Raw genomic sequence first — 18,025 nt, forward strand, 5'->3', positions numbered from 1 at the left:
TACCTTTAAATATTTAGTTCTTTCTTAAGCTTTTCTATCGTTAGCCTCGCACCCTCTTGCTGGGCTGTTTTTTTACTTTTTCCTTTTGCCCTTGCATACTCTTTATCGTTAATAAACACGCCTATTTCAAACTCTTTTTTATGGTCGGGTCCCGTAGCGCTTATGAGTTTATATTCAGGCACTACACCAAAATGAGCCTGTGTAATTTCCTGCAGGGTTGTCTTATAGTCTTTTAAAAGTTCTTCCGGGGTGATTACCGGAAATTCCTCTTTTAACAGTCTCAGGGCTATTTCTTTTGCTTTGTCAAAACCGGCTTCTAAATATACAGCCCCTATTAAAGCCTCAAAAGCACTTGAGAGAATCGAAGGTTTTTCCCTCCCTTTGTTATTTTCCTCCGCAGGAGATAAAAAAATATATTTTCCAAGATTAAGTCTTTTAGCAAGTTTGGTAAAAGCATCTTCATTAACAAGAGCCGCTCTTAACTTAGAAAGTATTCCCTCCTCGGCATTCGGAAAAAGATGATAAAGATACTCCCCCACTATCAAATCCAAAACGGCGTCACCTAAATACTCCAGTCTTTCATTATTAAAATCTTTAGTATAACTTCTGTGTGTCAGAGCCTCGGTTAAGAGTTTTTCGTTTTTAAACTCATACCCCAAGCTCTTTTGTAATTCTTCAGCTACCATTTATTATCCTTTTATATGTTTTTGGTATTAAATCAACGCATTCGGGTTTAAATTCTATTAAAGAATTAATATCTATAAACTGAGGTTTTGAACTCAGATAAAAAAACAAAAAATGCGTAAGGGCTGAAACTTTATTATTGCATTTAATACATTCGGCGCTTTCAAGCACTTTTATTTTATCATTTTCCAATCCCCACATTTTAGCAATCTCTCCTGCCAGTCCAAAAAGAGTAAAACCCGTCATTCTTTTAAGAAGCGTACCGTATTCCAAAGGAACGGAATTAAGTACAATTTCCAATTTTTCTTTCTTATCTCCTAAAAGAGAATCACAAACACACACCGTTGCCGGAACAATGGCTCCTATTTCGGAATATTTTTTATACTCGCTCTCTCTAAATTCAAAAATACTGAAATCTTCAAAATGTTTCATAAAACTGGCCTGAAAATCCCTGAAATTAAAATTTTTAAAAATTTTCCACTCTTTCGGCTGTAAAAGAGATACAAGATAAGAATAGACCAGATTTTTAGCCATTTCAAGACCTATCATTGAAAAAAGCTGAACGGTATCCTTAACCTTGTTAGGAAGAGAAAAATAAGCGGAATTTACTACACTTTCTATCTGTTTTTTTAAAACAAAATCTTTATCCGCTTCTAAGGCCGCTTTTTTAAGTTCTCCCTCTTTTAAATATTTAAGGCAGGCCTGAACACTCTCTGGCACCGGTGGAATTTCTTTTAAATATTTAGCTATTTCCTCTTTACTTATCAGCAATTTTTCTCCTTAACGCTTCGTCTCTTGCAATTTTATCACATTTTTCGTTTTCATTATGTCCGTTATGAGCTTTTACCCAAAACATATTAAGCTTATGAGGTCTGCTAACCTCAATAAATTCTTTCCACAAATCTTCGTTTTTTACATTCTTAAAATTCTTTTTTTTCCAATTTTCAAGCCATTCGTTTATTCCTTTTACTACATAGGTGGAATCGGAATAAATATCAACTTCACAAGGTTCTTTTAACGCTTTAAGGGCTTCTATAACGGCTTTTAATTCCATTTTATTGTTAGTGGTATGTTCATCTCCCCCTTTTAAAATTTTTTCATAATTTTTATACCTAAGTATAGCGCACCATCCACCGGGTCCCGGATTTCCAAGAGAACTGCCGTCCGTAAAAATTTCAACTTTTTTCACATGTTACCTTTTAATATTTTTTATCAGTTAATAAAAGAGTTATTTTATCTTTTTTGACTTTTTGTGTTATAATAAATTTACAAATTTTATCAAAAGGAGGCACAAATGCCAAAAATCAACAGATATCAAGACATTTCTCAAATCGACAGAGAAGCCAAAAAAGATTATATCGACAGACATTCACCGTTTGTAATTTGCGAAGACACAGCAAAAAAAGGTGAAAAATTCAAAGTAAAAGTAAAAGTAGGAAACGAATACGCTCATCCTGACGATTTTGACCATTATATAGCATATGTTCAATTATGGGACGGAGATACTTTACTTGGACAAGCCACTTTTACACCTGGGACTCTTGGAAACCAAAAAGACCATGTTGAAGTAGATTTTTATATAATTCCTACAAAAAACAAGCTCAAATTAACTGCTATGAGTTACTGCACAAAACACGGATTATGGGAAAGCGAAGTAAAAGAAGTTAACGTTAGCGAATAACTTCTTTTTCCCTGTTTTTCGGATATGTCATATTTATGTCATTTATTTAAACATTTGCCCCTAAATGAATATTCAATTACAGCTTTTTTTAAAAAGTTCGATTAATTTATTGTTAATTTTTCTTGATTTTAAATACTTTTTGATATATAATTTTTGGTAGCCTCGAAGGAGGGCTTATGTTTAAACGAATTTTGTTCTTTTACATTGACGGGTTTAAAAACCTGTCAGACCTAGGGCGTAAGCTCTGGGTCATTATTATTATCAAACTGGTTGTAATTTTTGTAGTGTTGAAAGTTTTCTTCTTCCCTACTATTACTTCAAAAGTAAAGGGGGAAGAAAACTTAAAAAACCTTTATGTAAAACAACTTACAAAAGTTACAACCTCTAAACAAAAAAAGGAGGAATAGCATGGTAGATTACAGCATGCTTGAATGGGCGAGAGCCCAGTTTGCGATGACAGCACTGTTTCACTTCTTTTTCGTACCGTTTACACTTGGAATGTCGTTTATCGTGGCGTTTTTTGAAACGATTTACGTAAAAACGGGAAAAAAAGAGTGGAAAGAAATTACTCAGTTCTGGCAGTTAATTTTCGGAATTAACTTTGCACTTGGTTTATCTACAGGTATTATTCACGAATTTGAGTTTGGAACCAACTGGTCTACATACTCATGGGTTGTTGGTGACTTATTCGGAGCACCTCTAGCAGTTGAAGGTATTGTGGCATTCTTTATGGAGGCAACATTTGCGGCAATTTCATTCTTTGGATGGAAAAGAGTCAGCCCTGGAATTCACTTGGCATCTACCTGGCTACTTGCAATAGGTTCAAACCTTTCAGCGCTTTGGATTCTTATCGCTAACGGATTTATGCAGCATCCAAGCAACGAGTTCGGTTTCTTCAACATAGAAACTTCAAGACTTGAAATGACTGACTTCTGGACACTAATTATGCAACCGGTGGCTCAGGTTAAATTCTTACACGTTGTAAGTGCCGGATATACTCTTGCATCTATTTTCGTACTTGGTATTTCAAGTCTTTATCTGCTCAGAAAAAAACATGTTGATTTTGCTAAAAAATCAGCGGCTGTCGCAGCGGCATTCGGTCTGATTTCATCAATTTTCGTGGCAGTTATCGGGGACGAACATGCTTATGAAGTCTCTAATACTCAACCTACAAAAATAGCATCAGCCGAAGGGCTTTATGTTGGTGAAAAAGGCGCGCCTGTAGTAGCTATTGGTATTCCTAAAGACTTAAAAGCTACAGAAGTTAATGGAAATGAAGAAGGTTTTGCATTTAAAATCGAAATTCCTAATCTGCTGTCTCTTCTTGGAAAAAGAGACCCTAACGCATACGTACCTGGACTTAAAGATTTAATTGAAGGAAATCCTGAATACGGTATCTGGCCTCTTAACAAACTTGCACAAATGGGTAAAGAAGCAAGAGAAGACTTATTAAAATATCATGAAGCCAAAAAAGCCGGTGATACAGCTGCGGCTGAAGCAGCAAAATCAGATTTTTATAAAGTTATTTATGAAAATCCTGAATATGGAATTAAATTAACTAAAGCGGACTTAATCGGTTACGGATATTTTACTAATCCAAATATTGACCCTAACTTGATTTATCCGCCTGTACCGCCAGTATTTTACGCATTCCATATTATGGTCGGACTTGGATTCTGGTTTATTTTATTATTCATTATGGCATGGGTATCTATCGTAAAAGGTACATTTGAAAACAACGCACTTGTTCAAAAACTGGCTGTAATTTCTGTACCTCTTCCTTGGATTGCTACAAGCTTTGGATGGATGACAGCGGAAATCGGAAGACAGCCATGGACAGTATTTGGAGTACTTCCAACAGCAGAATCAGTAACACCAATTGCATTACAAAACGTTCAGGCAACATTCTTTATGTTCTTAACAGCGTTCGTAATCCTTGGTATTGCAGAACTTAAAATCCTATTTACGGTCGTTAAATCTGGACCAAAAGGAGCGCACTAATGACTTGGGCACCAATTACAGTGGACGCAACACATTTTTATCTACAGGTTTATTGGTGGATAATAATTGCGGTACTCGGAGGACTTTTCTTATTTATGACGTTTGTTCAAGGTGGACAAACACTTTTTCATTTAACTAAAGATGAAATGGAAGAGAGGGCTATGGTAAACTCTCTTGGTAGAAAATGGGAACTTACATTTACAACTCTTGTTTTATTTGGGGGTGCGCTTTATGCGGCATTCCCTCTATTTTATTCGGTATCTTTCGGTGGTGCTTATTGGGTATGGATGCTTATTCTTTTCGCATTCGTACTTCAAGCCGTATCATATGAATATATGAACAAACCAAATAACCTTATAGGTAAAAACGCTTACAAATTTTTCTTATATTTTAACGGTGTTATCGGTGTTGTTTTATTCGGAGCTGCAGTTGGTACTTTCTTTACGGGAAGTAATTTTTCATATGACCCTGTAACAAGAGTGCTTCAATGGGGAACGGCACCTGACGGGTTCAACCTAAGAGGTCTTGAAGCGGCAATAGACTTTAAACACGGAGCATGGTTTAACCTTGCTATGGGTATTTTATTATTCGCTATGGCAAGAATTCTCGGAGCCTTATGGTTAATCAACGATATTGACAACAATGAATTCCCTGAACTTATAGAAAGATTAAGAGGAACTGTAAAAAGATGTTTTATCGTATTGCTTGTAGCTCTTTTAGTAGTTTTATTCGGTCTTTTGACAATGAAAGGGTACGCATATGATATTCATGACCCTTCAGGGAAAGTTTATCTTGAAGATGGCAAATATCTCCATAACTTATTATCATTCGGAGCACTTCCGTTAATTGTTTTCTTAATCGGACTTGTTTTGTATGTATGGGGAGTATTGGCAACTTTAAAAGGTTCAAACAAAGGTATATGGTTTAGCGGACTTGGTACAGTATTAATCGGTATCATCGTTATTTCAATTGCGGGATTTTTCGGAACACCTTTTTATCCGAGTTACGCGGATTTACAAAGCAGCTTGACAATTCAAAACAGTTCTGGTTCTAAGTATGCTCTTATGGTTATGGCATGGGTTAGTGTTGCCGTACCATTTGTTCTTGGATACATCATGTGGGTATGGTACCAAATGAAAAAAGGCGGTCCAATTACAAAAGAAGAAATCCAAGACCCAGAATCTCATGCATATTAAGGAGTGATAATGAGAAAAATAATAGCGCTTATTATGGTATTTTTCGGAAGTCTTTTAATGGCTTCTGAAAAGCTACTACCAAACGGAATTGACCCTGAAGTTCATAAAATCGACACAACATGGGGTGTTGTTCTATTTTTTATGTGGCCTGTTTTAATTATAGTTAGCTACAAATTCGCAGAATATACCCTTAAAAAATCAGGTCTTGAAAAAGACCTTTAATTTCTTCTTTCCTTCTTTTTTCTTTTAATAATTTTTTTCCATTATCTGTTGCTTCTTCTAATATTTTGATATAATTTCAATCCATACAACCACATTTAAGTAGGAGAAAATTATGATAAAAAAACTTGATAAAATTGGTATAAAAGCCAATAAAATCATTCATAATCCAAGTTACGACAAAATAATTGAAGACACCTTAAAAAAAGGTGAAGTTACTCAAACGGCAAGTGGTGCTACAGCTGTAGATACTGGAGAGTTTACAGGAAGAAGTCCAAAAGATAAATACTTCGTAAAACAGCCTCCAAGCGAAAATTTTATAGCATGGGGAAAAATAAACCAACCTATAACTCCTGAAACATTTAAAGAACTTGAAAAATTCACAAAAGAAGAATTATCCAAATATGATGAATTATATGTTGTTGATGTATTCGTAGGGGCAAGTAAAGAAAGCAGACGCGCAATCAGATTTGTAACTCCTATTGCTTGGCAGGCTCATTTTGTTATGAATATGTTTATTTTACCAACAGAAGAAGAACTTAAAAATTTTAAACCAGATTTTACTTTTCTTGTAGGAGGAGCCGCAAGATATCCTAAATGGAAAGAAGAAAACTTAAACAGCGATATTTTCGTGGCATTTAACATAGAAGATAATTTAGCCGTAATGAGCGGAACTTTATATGGAGGAGAGCTTAAAAAAGGTATATTTACTATGATGAATTACTGGCTTCCGCTTGAAGGAAAGCTTTCAATGCACTGTTCTGCAAACATAGGAGAAAAAGGGGACGTCGCCCTATTCTTCGGTCTTTCAGGGACAGGAAAGACAACCCTCTCAACCGACCCAAAAAGAAAACTTATAGGCGATGACGAACATGGGTGGGATGATAAAGGTGTGTTTAACTTTGAAGGCGGATGTTATGCAAAAGTAATTAACCTCGATAAAGAGAGCGAACCGGAAATTTATAACGCTATTAAAAGAGGCGCTCTTCTTGAAAACGTGGTAATAAAAGAAAACGGAGAAGTGGACTATACTGATTCAAGAAAAACGGAAAATACAAGAGTTTCATATCCTATAGAACATATAGAAAACCATGAGTGCACTCTTCAGGGAGGACATCCAAAAAATATTATATTCTTAACAGCAGACGCATTTGGAGTACTGCCGCCTGTAAGTAAACTTACAAAAGAACAGGCAATGTATTACTTCCTAAGCGGATATACTGCAAAAGTAGCGGGAACTGAAAGAGGGATTACCGAACCTGTTGCAACATTCAGTGCTTGTTTTGGTGAGCCTTTCTTACCGCTTCATCCAACAGTATATGCAAAACTTCTTGGAGAAAAAATAGACAAACACGGAGTAAATGTTTATCTTGTAAACACAGGATGGACCGGAGGACCTTATGGGGTTGGAAAAAGAATGAGCATTAAAGACACAAGGGCGTGTATTAACGCCATTCTTGACGGAAGCATTGAAAATGCCGAGTTTGAAACACTGCCTGTATTTAACCTCTCTATTCCAAAAGAGCTTCCGGGGGTTAATACAAAAGTATTAAATCCAAGAAATACATGGGAAGACAAAGAGGCATATGACAGACAGCTTAGAAAACTTGCTGAAATGTTTGTTGAGAACTTTAAACGTTACGAAGACGTCCAAGAAGGAAAAGATTACGAAAAAGCCGGTCCTAAACTTTAATTTTCACAAAAAAGCTGTTGCTTTTTTGTGATTTTTTATATATAATTTCATCTACGAAATGCGGGCTTAGCTCAGTTGGCTAGAGCGCCACCTTGCCAAGGTGGAGGTCGCGGGTTCGAGTCCCGTAGCCCGCTCCAGTAAATGAAAGTTTAATTCATCATGGCGCCATAGCCAAGTGGCTAAGGCAGGGGCCTGCAAAGCCCTGATCCCCGGTTCGAATCCGGGTGGCGCCTCCATTAAGGCAATCTTAAGCTTAATTTGATAAACTTTCATTTCAAGCCCGGGTGGCGGAATTGGTAGACGCAAGGGACTTAAAATCCCTCGGGCGCTTTGCCCGTGCCGGTTCGAGTCCGGCCCCGGGCACCACCTTACGGAGAGGTGGGTGAGTGGCTGAAACCGGCGCCCTGCTAAGGCGTTGTACCCATATCGGGTACCGCGGGTTCGAATCCCGCCCTCTCCGCCATTTATTCCGGCGTAGCTCAGTCGGTAGAGCAGACGGCTGTTAACCGTCGGGTCAGAGGTTCGAGTCCTCTCGCCGGAGCCATTTAATTATTTCTTCAATAAATAGTGACAGACACACTAATAAAACAAAATCTTTTTAAACTCCTGATTTAGCACCCGTTTTTTAATAAAAAATCAATGCCAAATATCGGATTAAATATTTTTTTAAAGCCCAAAAGGGCTTAAAAGGAGGTAAAAACTTTTAAGGAGGGGAAATTGAGCTAGAATTATAATAAATTTTCCTTAATGTTAGCTTAACCGCTTAATTCTTTTTCAAAACTCTCACTTACTATTACATACTTATTATTCATAAATTCAAATTCTATTTTTTTTGCGTGAAGCATCAATCTTTTAGCCCCTGTTTTTTCTATTCTCTCTTCTTCACTGACCAGTTTATTTAAATATCTATCGGCAAATTCATTATCAACTCCGTATAAAGGGTCTCCTATTATAGGGTGACCTATGCTATACAAATGCACTCTTATTTGATGTTGTCTTCCTGTTAGAGGAATACATTCAACTAATGTGTTTTCACCTATTTTTTTTACAGGTTTTATAATGGTAACGGATTCTTTCCCATCAGGATGAATAAGAACTTTCACTTTTATATTTTCGTCTTTATTTACGGCTATCGGTTTTTTTATTGTCATTTCTTTATTTAAATGACCTTTTACAAGCGCTACGTATGTTTTTTGAATTTCTTTATCCTGAAACATTTTTTTCAGTATGCTTTCAGCAAATTTATTCTTACTTGCCATTACTAAACCGCTGGTTTCTTTATCAAGCCTGTGAACCAAATTTGCGTCATTTCCCCATAAAGCCCTTACGTCATCAAGAAGACTTTTTGTATTGGCAAGTTTTTTAGGATGAATGGCAACCCCGCTTGGCTTATCAAAAACCGCAAAGTGAGCCGTTTCGAATATAGGCCTTAACCCGTATCCGTTGGGTTCAAAAACTATACATTTAAGTTTTCCGGTAGCTCTTGCGCTTTTTTTAGTAACTCTTTTATCATTTACACTAACTCTTCCCCTGTCAATTGCTCTTTTTGCTTCTCTTACGTTAAATCCGAGCTTTTTGACTAAAAAATCAAGAACTTTTTCATTTTTTATATCAAATTCTTTTACTACAAAGCCCATTATTTAATCATATCCTTAAAATTTTTAGTATTTCCCATGGCTGTTAAATCATCAAGACTTGTCAATCCTTTATTGATTTCGGATGTGTCTTTATTAACCTGTTCTTGAAGTTTTTTAAGCTCTTCTTTATATTTTTGCATTTCTTCTTTCATCTCTTCAAGTTCCAATTCGCGTCTTATATCGGCTGTAGCGTCTCTCCACATTCTTTTAACCTTACCGACCATTTTTCCAGTCGCTTTAAGAGCTTCGGGAAGTTTATCAGGGCCTAGTACTATTATCGCTATTATTACAATAAAAGTAAACTCAGGAAAGCCAATATCTAGCATAAGTAGCCTTTTTGTTATAATTGTATCAAAAAAAGGACACTTTATGGTTGAAAGATACGCTAGAGAAGAGATGAAAAAGTTATGGGACGAACAGGCAAAATTTAACGCATGGCTTGAAGTTGAAAAAGCGGCTGTAAAGGCGTGGAATAAACTAGGACTTATTCCCGATGAAGATGCCAAAAAGATTATTAAAAACGCGAAATTTGATATAAAAAGAATTCACGAAATCGAAAAAGAGACAAGACATGATGTAATTGCCTTTTTAACAAGTGTAGCCGAAAGTCTCGGAGAAGAGTCAAGATGGGTTCATTACGGAATGACAAGCTCCGATACCATTGATACGGCTGTGGCGCTTCAGATGAGAGATTCTTTAAAAATCATTATTGACGATGTTAAAATGGTAATGGACTCAATCAAAAAAAGAGCCTTAGAGCATAAATATACGCTGATGGTTGGTAGAAGTCACGGAATTCACGGAGAGCCTATTACATTCGGGCTTGTTTTATCAATCTGGTATGACGAAATGAAAAGGCATCTCAAAAACCTTGAAGAAACGCTTGATGTTATCAGTGTGGGAAAAGTCAGCGGCGCTATGGGAAACTTCGCCCACGCTCCTATTGAACTTGAAGAACTTACATGCGAATATCTAGGGCTTAAACCGGCACCAATTTCAAATCAGGTAATTCAAAGAGACAGATACGCAAGACTTGCTTCCGCTCTTGGGCTTCTTGCTTCTACAGTTGAAAAAATAGCCGTAAATATCAGACATTTCCAAAGAACGGAAGTATATGAAGCGGAAGAATATTTTTCAAAAGGTCAAAAAGGCTCATCCGCTATGCCGCACAAAAGAAACCCGGTTCTTAGCGAAAACATTACAGGTCTTGCAAGGGTAATCAGGGCTTATGTAAACCCTGCTATGGAAAATGTGGCGCTTTGGCACGAAAGAGATATTTCTCACAGCTCGGTTGAGAGATTCTGGCTGCCTGATGCGTTTATTACAACCGATTTTATGCTACATAGATTAAATAATATTATTTCAAATCTTGTAGTTTATCCTGAAAATATGATGAAAAATCTAAATCTTACGGGAGGACTTGTATTTTCTCAAAGGGTATTGCTTGAACTTCCAAAAAGAGGCATTAGCCGCGAAGACGCATATAAAATCGTTCAGAGAAACGCTATGAAAGTATGGGAAGAACTTCAAAAAGGAAAAGCCCCTATTAATGAAAAAGGTGAGAGTTTATTCCTTGAAAACCTGCTTAAAGACGAAGATTTAAGAAAAGTTATGAAAGAAGATGAAATCAGAAGTCTTTTTGATTATGATTACTATACGAGAAATGTAGATAAAATCTATAAAAGAGTCTACGGAGAATAATGGAAAATTCCACAATGGAAAACGGAAAATTAAAAATTGAATTAATTAATTTTAAAACTTCAAAGGATTATGAATATAATTTAAAGCGGGTGGTTGAAATTATAGAAAATTCGCCCGCTGATTTTCTTCTTTTTCCGGAAGTTTGTCTAACAGGGTTTGATTATGAAAAATGGGATGAAGTAAACAGATTTGGAAAATACGCAATAAATGAACTTTCAAAAATAAAAAAATCTTTTGCGCTTACCATAATACTCGATAATAAAAATTACTTCTGCCTGTTTGATACCGGTTTAACATACAAAAGGGCAAAACACAATCTTTTCGGAAATGAAAAAAAACATTTTGATACAGGCGAAAAACCGGAAATATTTGAATGGAGAGGATTAAAATTAGGAAGCTTAATATGTTTTGAGCTGAGATTTATAGAATATTGGATAGATTTTAGAGGAGTTGATTTAATTTTAGTGCCGGCTAGATGGGGAAAAGAGAGAATAGAACATTTTAAAACCCTAAATAAAGCCTTAGCACTTTCAAATCAATGCTATGTAATAGCGGCAAACAGCGCCAATGAAGAAGCTTACGGATGCGTCTTAGACGCATGGGGTGAAGGGATTGAGGTTAAGTGTGAAAAAGGAATTACCGATATAAAGATTGATAAAAACAAAAAAATAAGAAAAAAACTCAATATAGGAATATCATGAATGAAAAGCTAGCCGATAAACTTGCCGATTTGGTACCTTTAGGTCCAAAAGAGTATAAAGCGTTTTGTGAAATTGACAGAAAATATTTCGTCCCCGCCGGATTTGAAAAAAAAGCATACGAAATCACACCTCTCCCTTTAGCCGACGACTCAACTATAAGCTCTCCTTTAACCATTGCTAAAATGACTTATTATCTTGATTTGGAAGGAGTTGACAGCATTTTAGAAATAGGATGCGGAAGCGGCTATCAGGCAGCCGTCCTTTCTAAAATCGTAAGAAGGGTATTTACTATAGACAGAATATGCGAACTCGTAAAAACGGCAAAAGAAAGATTTAATAAGTTAGGTCTTTACAATATTAATGCAAAATGCGATGACGGAAGATATGGGTGGAGGGAGTTTGCCCCTTATGACAGAATACTGCTTTCAGCATATATAGATAACCTTGAAAAAGGACTTTTAAAACAGGTAAAAGAAGACGGATTTATACTCGCCCCTGTTAAAAACGGAAACAGGCAGATAATAACAAGATTTTATAAAAACGGAAAAAAAGAAGAACTTGAAGCCTGTGAGTTTGTTCCTCTAAAAAAAGGCGTTTTAAGAGATTAGAAATATTTATCTTTTAATAACATCTTCATAAGCCCATTTTCTTAACGTTTTTTCTATTAAATCCGGAGGAAGAGAAGGCTTATCGTACATACCTTTAAGTGCTCTTTGTCGTTGGGCTTCATATAAAATCACCGCATTGGCGACAGATACGTTTAAACTCTGGCTCATTCCATACATTGGTATTATTACTTTTTTATCGGCGTATTTTACACTTATTTCACTAGCCCCGTCCACTTCGTTCCCAAGGACCACAAGCGTCGGTTTTGTATAATCCACCTCCCTAAAATCCACCGTATCTTTATCTAAAAGAGTTACAACTACCTGATAACCCTCTTCTTTTATGTTTTTATAAAATTCTTCTATATCTTCAACATACTCGTGAAAAATCCACTTATGGGCTCCCATGGTAATTTCATTGTTAAGTCTTACTTTTTTTTGATGCCTGTAATAAAGTTTTCCGACATTAACAGCATCGCATGTTCTGACAATAGCTGATAGATTATGAGGAGAATAGACGTAATCCATAAAAACCCTAAGAGTCCACTGTCTGGTATTTAAAACCTTTTTCATCTTTTCAAGTCTCTCATCGGTAACCAGATACAAATCAATCCCTTTTTGTTGAAATTATACTATTTTTAACCATACCTTTCTACACATCTCGAACCTCAAACTAGGGCTGTTTCATACCAGAAAAATTTAAATTACGAAAAAGTAAAAATATGACAGCATTGCGGATTTTAACGAAAATTTTGCGTTAAAAAAAAGTGCGTCTACCCGTCAGGGCGCTTGCCGTTCGCACTTTTTAGCAAAATTTGAGTGTTGCATAAGCAAAAAGAAGCACGGAGCTGTCATATTTTTATCTTTGTAGTTTAGCATGAAATAATCCTGCCTTTTTTTGCCATTGTGGAAGATGTGTAAAAAGGTATGATTTTTAACCCTTTTTAAACATACTCAAAAAAAGCCCCAAAGCCGCGATTATTACGATTACCGGAGTTGGAGACAAATCAAAATAGTAACTTAGAATAATACCCCCCACCACAAAAATCAAAGAAAGAACTCCGCTTAAAACCATCATTAAATAAAACTTTTTTGTAAATCTTTCCGCTATTAAAGGAGGAATTGTAAAAAGTGCTAAAATCAAAATAATTCCTATAGCCCTGACACTCATAACTATCGTCAATGAGGTTAAAATCAAAAAATAGGTATATAAAACCTCGGCGTTAATACCTCTTACTTTTAAAAATTCCATATCATAACTCATAGCCAAAAAACGGTTATAAAGTACTATAATGGAAATCAGCAATAATAAATCAACCCCGGCCATCATAAAAATATCGCTATTTTCCACCAGTAAAATATTTCCGAAAAGATAACTGAGGGCATCGGCATGATAACCGCTCGATAAAGAGAGAAAAATAATACCGACACTCATTCCAAGCGCCCATATAACCCCTATAAGACTGTCTGAGCGGTGTTTGTAATATATTGTAATAAACGCTAAAATTAAAGCCAGAAAAAGAGTAAAAACAGTTGTGGAAAGCAATATATTTATCCCAAAATATATTCCTATTCCAATTCCCCCGAAACTCCCGTGGGCAATGCTTCCAGTAATGGAAGTGGCTTTGTTTATTACTATAAGAGAACCTATAATTCCTATTGCGATACTGAGCAAAATTCCCGCATATACGGAATTGGATATTAAATCCCACATTCGTCAGCCTTTAAAAATTCTATAAGCTCAACTTCACAAAAATGTTTGTCTTTTGGAATATTAAGCTTAGGACCTTCATGAATTACCGCTTTTTTATGAATATAAACTATTTTATCCACATTTCTTAAAAGTATTTTTATATCATGACTTACAACTACTCTTGTAATTTGCATCGATTCAATTAAATCAAGTATCTCTTTTTGACCCTTAGGGTCTATAGCGCTTGTAGGCTCGTCCATAAGCACTATTTTAGGCTCACTTACCAATGCTCTTGCAATAAGTACTTTTTGCCTCTGTCCGCCGGAGAGGTCTTTTATTTTTCTGTCTTTAAAATCTTTTATTTTCAGTTTTTCCATAATTTCAAGAGCTTTTTTTTTATCTTTTTTAGAATAAAAAAATTTACCTCTCTCAAGCCGCCCCTGAAGAACGATATCAAACACGGTAATCGGGATATCAAGGGAAAAATTGGTATATTGAGGTACGTATCCCATAAAAGAAGAAGCCTCCTTAGGAGGTTTGCCGTAAATTTTAATTTCTCCCTCAGTGGGTTTTAAAAAACCCAGCATAAGCCTAAGAAGCGTTGTTTTTCCTCCCCCGTTAGGTCCTACAATGGCAACAAATTCCCCATCCTCAACTTCAAGATTGATATTCTCAAGCACCCATTCGTTTTGATATTTAAAATATAAGTTTTTTATCTCAACAGCTCTCACTTAAGAGCCTCTATAAGTCTGTTTATAGTATATTCGGGTTTTTCGTTCAGGGGAGAAATAATTTTCACATCCGCGCCTATTTTTGAAGCCACTATTTTTGCATATTTAACAGGAAACTCAGGAGAGATAATAACCGTTTTTATCCTGTTTTTTTTAGCAATTTTAATAATTTTGGCAAGATATGAAAAACTAGGCGCCTTGCCCTCTTTTTCAAGGGCTATTTGATTGATTTCAAAATCTTTTGCAAAATAATAAAAAGAAGGGTGAAAAGTAATAAAAGCCTTTTGCCTGATTTCTTTAAATCCCTTTTCTTCCAAATTCCCCAAAAGTTCAATATATTTTTTATAATTGCTTGAATAAAAATTTTTATTGTCAGGGTCGGCTTTAATAAGTTCATTTAACACTACTTTTGCTTCAAGCATTAAAAATGCCGGGCTTAACCATATATGAGGGTTGGAGTCTGTTTTTAGATATTTACCGAAATATACCGTTTTTATTGAAGGGTTAATCTCTTTTATTTTTGAAAGATACTTTTTATCAAAAGGCACTCCTACATAAAAATACAGCGTTGATTTTTTAAGAAGTTTAAGTTTCTTAAAATCGGGCGAATACGTCGCGGGAGAAACTCCGGGAGGCACCATAACATTTACGCTTACCTTATCTTTACCGATAGCCTTTACAACCCCTTTTTGAGGTAAAATACTAACACTTATGTTTAAACCAAAAAGCCATGTAACTACTGTTAAAAAAATCAGTTTTTTCATAAAGATTTCCTTTAAGTCTAGATATCTTTTAAAGGAGGAGAAAAATAATACCCTTGAAAATAATCTATGTCTAGTTCTTTACACACTTCAAAAACTTCTTTACAATGCACAAATTCCGCCACCGTTTTAATATTACTCTCTTTTGCAAAAAGAGCTATTGATTTTACGATATTATATGAATGCCTGTCTTCGTGAATATTTTTTATCAGACTTCCGTCTATTTTTAAAAAGTCCGTTTTCATATCCAATACTCTTTTATAATTTGAAAATCCGCTTCCAAAATCGTCTATTGCAAATCTGCTGCCCAAACTTTTTGATTCTTCAATAAAACTTTCAAGCAGCTCATATTCTTGTATTTCCAGATTTTCAAGTATTTCAAAAGTGATTCTCTTGGCTGTTTCCGGATACTGTTTTAAAGTTTTTAATATTAAGTTTCTCATTTCAAAATTTTCGATATCCAAAAAGTTGATATTAAAACTTACATTTATATTTTTATGTTTTAAAATTTCCACTATTTTTAAAAAGAGGTTTTTCGAAATATTAATATACTGCATATTTTTTATGGCTATATCCAAAAATACGGGAGGGACATAATGCTCTCCGTTTTTCATTCTCATCAAAACCTCATATTTTACTATATGCCCGTCCCTGTCTACGATAGGCTGAAAAAAAGGCACAAAATTATCTTCTTTTAAAGCTTTTTTTATCTCCCTACTCCAATACATAGATTCTTTTATTTTTTCATTTGCTTCTATAATGTCTTTTTTTAGTATTTTATATATAGGAAGGTTTTTTTGTTTTGCAATTTGTAAGGCAAAAGTAGCGTTTCTCAACAGATTTTCTTTTACTGCAAGCCCCATTTTCACATCAATGTCAATGCTGATATCAAGACTTGGTATATATATTTTCTGATTTACAATCTCTTTATAAAGTCTTTTTGCATGTTTTTTTATATCGGATTTATCTATTAACAAAACGGCAAATTCGTCGCTTCCAACCCGATATATATTTTCTTCAGAAAGCAGTTTTTTCAAAGTCTGTGAAAAACTTACAAGATATTCGTTTCCTATCTCCACACCATACAGTTCGTTTATGTTACTGAAACCTTCAATATCTATAAGAATAAGACCTTTTTTCGTTTTTGATTTATAATGTTTCAAATCTTCCTCTAAAGCCAGCCTGTTTTTAAGTTTCGTTAAATTATCATGACAAAGCCTATATTCCAATTCTTCATAAAGACGGTTAAAACTTTTAAGAAGATAAAATAAAATCGAAATATTAATAAAAAAAGTAAAAATTAAAAAAACAATTTGAATGTTAAAATATTTTTTTAACAGTTTTTCTTTTTTACATTCAAGCTCTCTTAAAGTGGAGTCGGTCTTTACAAGATATCTGTTTGTATTTTCAGCCATTCTATCAAACAAAGAAGGCATAAGTTTTAAAAACCTTTTTAACCTTAACGCTATATTTTTTTCAATTTTATTGTTTCTTTGTTTTATTAAAACCAAAAGCTCATTTAACTCTTCATCCACTATTTTAAGTTTTGCAACAACGTCAAGCAGACCTACATCAAAATATTTTTTTTCTATTTTTAACGTTTTATTAAATTTCTCGCTATAAGAGGTGTTTACCAAAAGAGATTGACTATATTCTCCCCCCGTTTGTAAAACTTTTATTAAGCGTTTAATTTCATTAATTTCTTTTTTTATTTTTTTTAAATAATAATTCACAATATTATCTTCCGTTCCAAATACAGTCAGTTTAAGAATATTATTTTCTAAACGGTAAAGTTTCTTACCTATTTCAAAAACTATTATTTCATTAGAGCGGACATAATCTTTTTGTAAGTTAATCTCATTAAGGGTTTTTACGGTTTTTAAATTAAAAAACACATAAACAGCTATAAAAAGAAGATTTACTAAAACAAAAACAATTATATATCTATTCGTTTTCATCTCTAAATCCGTATTTTTTCATAATTTCCAGTCCTTTAGGAGAAGTTGCAAACTTTAAAAACTCTTCTGCCAATTTTTTATTTTTAGAATATTTAACCACAGCCAACAACAGTCTGTGTTTTTTCGCCGCAGGAATATCTATAACGTCCAAATATTCTTTATTTCCTTTCCATTTAGCGGTAGCTTTCCAGTTAGGTCCCACGTCCGCTACTGTTTTTACCCTATCATTCAACGGTCTTGAATCAAGAACCACCTCCACACATCTGTCAAGCACAGTGTAAAAAAACTCTTCTCCCTTATATTTTGTTAAAACTTTTTTTGTCTCTTTTCCGCATGAACTGAGCTTATAATTACACAACACCACTTTTATATCGGTTCTTAATAAATCATCAAGCCCTTTTATATGTTTCGGGTTTCCTTTTTTTACTACGAGTCCCAATTGATTATATCCCACTTCTTTATAATCTAAAAAAAGATTTTTATTTTTTAAAACATACCCTTCGCTCCCCGGCAGATACAAATCCCCCTTTTTAGCGGTTTTAATGGTTTTCAAAAGCGCTTTTGAACCTCCGGGAATAATATGTATTTTTACATGATGTTTTTTTTCAAAAACACGGGCTATTTCAGCCATAGGCTTTCTCATCGTTATCCCGCAGTAAAATATAAGTTCATTCGCCAATAAAAAATTTACTATTAATAACAATATAACCTTTTTCATTCCCCTACCATTTTTTTTGTTTATTATATACAATTTCTGCAAAAAA

At 34.7% G+C, this 18,025-nt stretch carries 20 protein-coding genes and 5 tRNA genes; 14 read left to right on the forward strand and 11 right to left on the reverse strand.

From position 1 onward, the window contains the following. Nucleotides 1-5: 5 nt before the first annotated feature. Genes rnc through rnhA form a run of 3 tightly spaced genes read right to left on the reverse strand, consistent with a single transcriptional unit; the run spans nucleotide 6 to nucleotide 1,873 of the window. The gene (gene rnc, locus ACXJH6_RS06785; RefSeq protein ID WP_456471004.1) at nucleotides 6-686 is read right to left on the reverse strand and encodes a ribonuclease III; all 681 of its coding nucleotides are present in this window, start codon (nucleotides 684-686) and stop codon (nucleotides 6-8) included. After that, nucleotides 676-1,455: an HDOD domain-containing protein gene (locus ACXJH6_RS06790; protein WP_456471005.1), complete on the reverse strand. Its 780-nt coding sequence runs from the start codon at nucleotides 1,453-1,455 to the stop codon at nucleotides 676-678. Before ACXJH6_RS06790 ends, rnc begins: the two co-directional genes overlap by 11 nt. After that, complete coding sequence (gene rnhA / locus ACXJH6_RS06795; protein ID WP_456471006.1) at nucleotides 1,442-1,873, reverse strand: ribonuclease HI; 432 nt, start codon at nucleotides 1,871-1,873, stop codon at nucleotides 1,442-1,444. Before rnhA ends, ACXJH6_RS06790 begins: the two co-directional genes overlap by 14 nt. A 105-nt stretch (nucleotides 1,874-1,978) precedes the next feature. On the opposite strand from rnhA, the gene ACXJH6_RS06800 reads away from it, so the two are divergent. The 11 genes from ACXJH6_RS06800 to ACXJH6_RS06850 all read left to right on the forward strand — a co-directional run bounded on the left by ACXJH6_RS06800 (nucleotide 1,979) and on the right by ACXJH6_RS06850 (nucleotide 8,018). Beyond that, nucleotides 1,979-2,365 (forward strand): class II SORL domain-containing protein, encoded by a 387-nt coding sequence (locus ACXJH6_RS06800; protein WP_456471007.1) that lies wholly within the window; start codon nucleotides 1,979-1,981, stop codon nucleotides 2,363-2,365. 176 nt (nucleotides 2,366-2,541) lie between these two features. Beyond that, nucleotides 2,542-2,772 carry a DUF4492 domain-containing protein gene (locus ACXJH6_RS06805; protein WP_456471008.1) on the forward strand — a complete coding sequence of 77 codons (231 nt, stop codon included), beginning with the start codon at nucleotides 2,542-2,544 and terminating at the stop codon, nucleotides 2,770-2,772. A 1-nt stretch (nucleotide 2,773) separates the two neighbouring features. Then, the gene (locus ACXJH6_RS06810; RefSeq protein WP_456471009.1) at nucleotides 2,774-4,366 is read left to right on the forward strand and encodes a cytochrome ubiquinol oxidase subunit I; all 1,593 of its coding nucleotides are present in this window, start codon (nucleotides 2,774-2,776) and stop codon (nucleotides 4,364-4,366) included. Continuing rightward, nucleotides 4,366-5,562, forward strand: a complete 1,197-nt coding sequence (locus tag ACXJH6_RS06815; RefSeq protein WP_456471010.1) for a cytochrome d ubiquinol oxidase subunit II — start codon at nucleotides 4,366-4,368, stop codon at nucleotides 5,560-5,562. Before ACXJH6_RS06810 ends, ACXJH6_RS06815 begins: the two co-directional genes overlap by 1 nt. A 9-nt stretch (nucleotides 5,563-5,571) precedes the next feature. Then, nucleotides 5,572-5,784: a hypothetical protein gene (locus ACXJH6_RS06820; RefSeq protein ID WP_456471011.1), complete on the forward strand. Its 213-nt coding sequence runs from the start codon at nucleotides 5,572-5,574 to the stop codon at nucleotides 5,782-5,784. A 112-nt stretch (nucleotides 5,785-5,896) separates the two neighbouring features. Then, a complete protein-coding gene (pckA, locus tag ACXJH6_RS06825) occupies nucleotides 5,897-7,474 on the forward strand; it encodes a phosphoenolpyruvate carboxykinase (ATP) (protein WP_456471012.1) in 1,578 nt (525 codons plus the stop codon). A 60-nt stretch (nucleotides 7,475-7,534) separates the two neighbouring features. Continuing rightward, a tRNA-Gly gene (locus ACXJH6_RS06830) sits at nucleotides 7,535-7,611 on the forward strand. A gap of 24 nt (nucleotides 7,612-7,635) precedes the next feature. Next, nucleotides 7,636-7,710: transfer RNA gene (locus ACXJH6_RS06835), tRNA-Cys, on the forward strand. Nucleotides 7,711-7,752: 42 nt separating this feature from the next. Beyond that, nucleotides 7,753-7,840, forward strand: a tRNA-Leu gene (locus ACXJH6_RS06840). Between the two features lie 6 nt (nucleotides 7,841-7,846). Continuing rightward, nucleotides 7,847-7,937: transfer RNA gene (locus tag ACXJH6_RS06845), tRNA-Ser, on the forward strand. A gap of 5 nt (nucleotides 7,938-7,942) precedes the next feature. Further along, nucleotides 7,943-8,018: transfer RNA gene (locus ACXJH6_RS06850), tRNA-Asn, on the forward strand. A 211-nt stretch (nucleotides 8,019-8,229) separates the two neighbouring features. On the opposite strand, the gene ACXJH6_RS06855 is transcribed toward ACXJH6_RS06850, so the two are convergent. Together ACXJH6_RS06855 and tatB are read right to left on the reverse strand one after the other, a co-directional pair. Then, a complete protein-coding gene (locus ACXJH6_RS06855; RefSeq protein WP_456471013.1) occupies nucleotides 8,230-9,111 on the reverse strand; it encodes an RluA family pseudouridine synthase in 882 nt (293 codons plus the stop codon). Then, nucleotides 9,111-9,437, reverse strand: a complete 327-nt coding sequence (gene tatB / locus ACXJH6_RS06860; RefSeq protein WP_456471014.1) for a Sec-independent protein translocase protein TatB — start codon at nucleotides 9,435-9,437, stop codon at nucleotides 9,111-9,113. The genes ACXJH6_RS06855 and tatB overlap by 1 nt, the downstream gene beginning before the upstream one ends. 43 nt (nucleotides 9,438-9,480) lie before the next feature. Between tatB and purB the strand changes: the two genes are divergently transcribed. Genes purB through ACXJH6_RS06875 form a run of 3 tightly spaced genes read left to right on the forward strand, consistent with a single transcriptional unit; the run spans nucleotide 9,481 to nucleotide 12,121 of the window. After that, the gene (purB, locus tag ACXJH6_RS06865) at nucleotides 9,481-10,812 is read left to right on the forward strand and encodes an adenylosuccinate lyase (protein WP_456471015.1); all 1,332 of its coding nucleotides are present in this window, start codon (nucleotides 9,481-9,483) and stop codon (nucleotides 10,810-10,812) included. Then, complete coding sequence (locus ACXJH6_RS06870; protein WP_456471016.1) at nucleotides 10,812-11,513, forward strand: carbon-nitrogen hydrolase family protein; 702 nt, start codon at nucleotides 10,812-10,814, stop codon at nucleotides 11,511-11,513. The genes purB and ACXJH6_RS06870 overlap by 1 nt, the downstream gene beginning before the upstream one ends. Then, entirely contained in the window at nucleotides 11,510-12,121 is a 612-nt protein-coding gene (locus tag ACXJH6_RS06875; RefSeq protein WP_456471017.1) for a protein-L-isoaspartate(D-aspartate) O-methyltransferase, read from the forward strand. The genes ACXJH6_RS06870 and ACXJH6_RS06875 overlap by 4 nt, the downstream gene beginning before the upstream one ends. A gap of 6 nt (nucleotides 12,122-12,127) precedes the next feature. Here ACXJH6_RS06875 and ACXJH6_RS06880 read toward each other — a convergent pair whose 3' ends face one another. From ACXJH6_RS06880 to ACXJH6_RS06905, 6 genes are all read right to left on the reverse strand, one after another. Further along, nucleotides 12,128-12,724, reverse strand: a complete 597-nt coding sequence (locus ACXJH6_RS06880) for a TrmH family RNA methyltransferase (protein ID WP_456471018.1) — start codon at nucleotides 12,722-12,724, stop codon at nucleotides 12,128-12,130. A 328-nt stretch (nucleotides 12,725-13,052) separates the two neighbouring features. Then, nucleotides 13,053-13,832 carry a metal ABC transporter permease gene (locus ACXJH6_RS06885; protein WP_456471019.1) on the reverse strand — a complete coding sequence of 260 codons (780 nt, stop codon included), beginning with the start codon at nucleotides 13,830-13,832 and terminating at the stop codon, nucleotides 13,053-13,055. Next, complete coding sequence (locus ACXJH6_RS06890) at nucleotides 13,820-14,542, reverse strand: metal ABC transporter ATP-binding protein (protein ID WP_456471020.1); 723 nt, start codon at nucleotides 14,540-14,542, stop codon at nucleotides 13,820-13,822. Before ACXJH6_RS06890 ends, ACXJH6_RS06885 begins: the two co-directional genes overlap by 13 nt. Then, nucleotides 14,539-15,306 (reverse strand): metal ABC transporter solute-binding protein, Zn/Mn family, encoded by a 768-nt coding sequence (locus ACXJH6_RS06895; protein ID WP_456471021.1) that lies wholly within the window; start codon nucleotides 15,304-15,306, stop codon nucleotides 14,539-14,541. The genes ACXJH6_RS06890 and ACXJH6_RS06895 overlap by 4 nt, the downstream gene beginning before the upstream one ends. Nucleotides 15,307-15,323: 17 nt before the next feature. Then, nucleotides 15,324-17,261 (reverse strand): EAL domain-containing protein, encoded by a 1,938-nt coding sequence (locus tag ACXJH6_RS06900; protein ID WP_456471022.1) that lies wholly within the window; start codon nucleotides 17,259-17,261, stop codon nucleotides 15,324-15,326. After that, on the reverse strand, nucleotides 17,248-17,979 hold the full coding sequence (locus tag ACXJH6_RS06905; protein WP_456471023.1) for a substrate-binding domain-containing protein: 732 nt from the start codon (nucleotides 17,977-17,979) through the stop codon (nucleotides 17,248-17,250). The genes ACXJH6_RS06900 and ACXJH6_RS06905 overlap by 14 nt, the downstream gene beginning before the upstream one ends. Nucleotides 17,980-18,025 lie beyond the last annotated feature (46 nt).

This window comes from Caminibacter sp. (assembly GCF_053999135.1).

Bases quoted from the DNA above. Each gene is read 5' to 3' on its own strand.
- rnc (WP_456471004.1), bottom strand. From the start codon at position 686: ATGGTAGCTGAAGAATTACAAAAGAGCTTGGGGTATGAGTTTAAAAAC.
- pckA (WP_456471012.1), top strand. From the start codon at position 5,897: ATGATAAAAAAACTTGATAAAATTGGTATAAAAGCCAATAAAATCATT.
- ACXJH6_RS06905 (WP_456471023.1), bottom strand. From the start codon at position 17,979: ATGAAAAAGGTTATATTGTTATTAATAGTAAATTTTTTATTGGCGAAT.
- purB (WP_456471015.1), top strand. From the start codon at position 9,481: ATGGTTGAAAGATACGCTAGAGAAGAGATGAAAAAGTTATGGGACGAA.
- ACXJH6_RS06895 (WP_456471021.1), bottom strand. From the start codon at position 15,306: ATGAAAAAACTGATTTTTTTAACAGTAGTTACATGGCTTTTTGGTTTA.
- ACXJH6_RS06805 (WP_456471008.1), top strand. From the start codon at position 2,542: ATGTTTAAACGAATTTTGTTCTTTTACATTGACGGGTTTAAAAACCTG.
- ACXJH6_RS06885 (WP_456471019.1), bottom strand. From the start codon at position 13,832: ATGTGGGATTTAATATCCAATTCCGTATATGCGGGAATTTTGCTCAGT.
- tatB (WP_456471014.1), bottom strand. From the start codon at position 9,437: ATGCTAGATATTGGCTTTCCTGAGTTTACTTTTATTGTAATAATAGCG.
- ACXJH6_RS06875 (WP_456471017.1), top strand. From the start codon at position 11,510: ATGAATGAAAAGCTAGCCGATAAACTTGCCGATTTGGTACCTTTAGGT.
- ACXJH6_RS06815 (WP_456471010.1), top strand. From the start codon at position 4,366: ATGACTTGGGCACCAATTACAGTGGACGCAACACATTTTTATCTACAG.
- ACXJH6_RS06900 (WP_456471022.1), bottom strand. From the start codon at position 17,261: ATGAAAACGAATAGATATATAATTGTTTTTGTTTTAGTAAATCTTCTT.
- ACXJH6_RS06820 (WP_456471011.1), top strand. From the start codon at position 5,572: ATGAGAAAAATAATAGCGCTTATTATGGTATTTTTCGGAAGTCTTTTA.
- ACXJH6_RS06870 (WP_456471016.1), top strand. From the start codon at position 10,812: ATGGAAAATTCCACAATGGAAAACGGAAAATTAAAAATTGAATTAATT.
- ACXJH6_RS06855 (WP_456471013.1), bottom strand. From the start codon at position 9,111: ATGGGCTTTGTAGTAAAAGAATTTGATATAAAAAATGAAAAAGTTCTT.
- ACXJH6_RS06800 (WP_456471007.1), top strand. From the start codon at position 1,979: ATGCCAAAAATCAACAGATATCAAGACATTTCTCAAATCGACAGAGAA.
- ACXJH6_RS06810 (WP_456471009.1), top strand. From the start codon at position 2,774: ATGGTAGATTACAGCATGCTTGAATGGGCGAGAGCCCAGTTTGCGATG.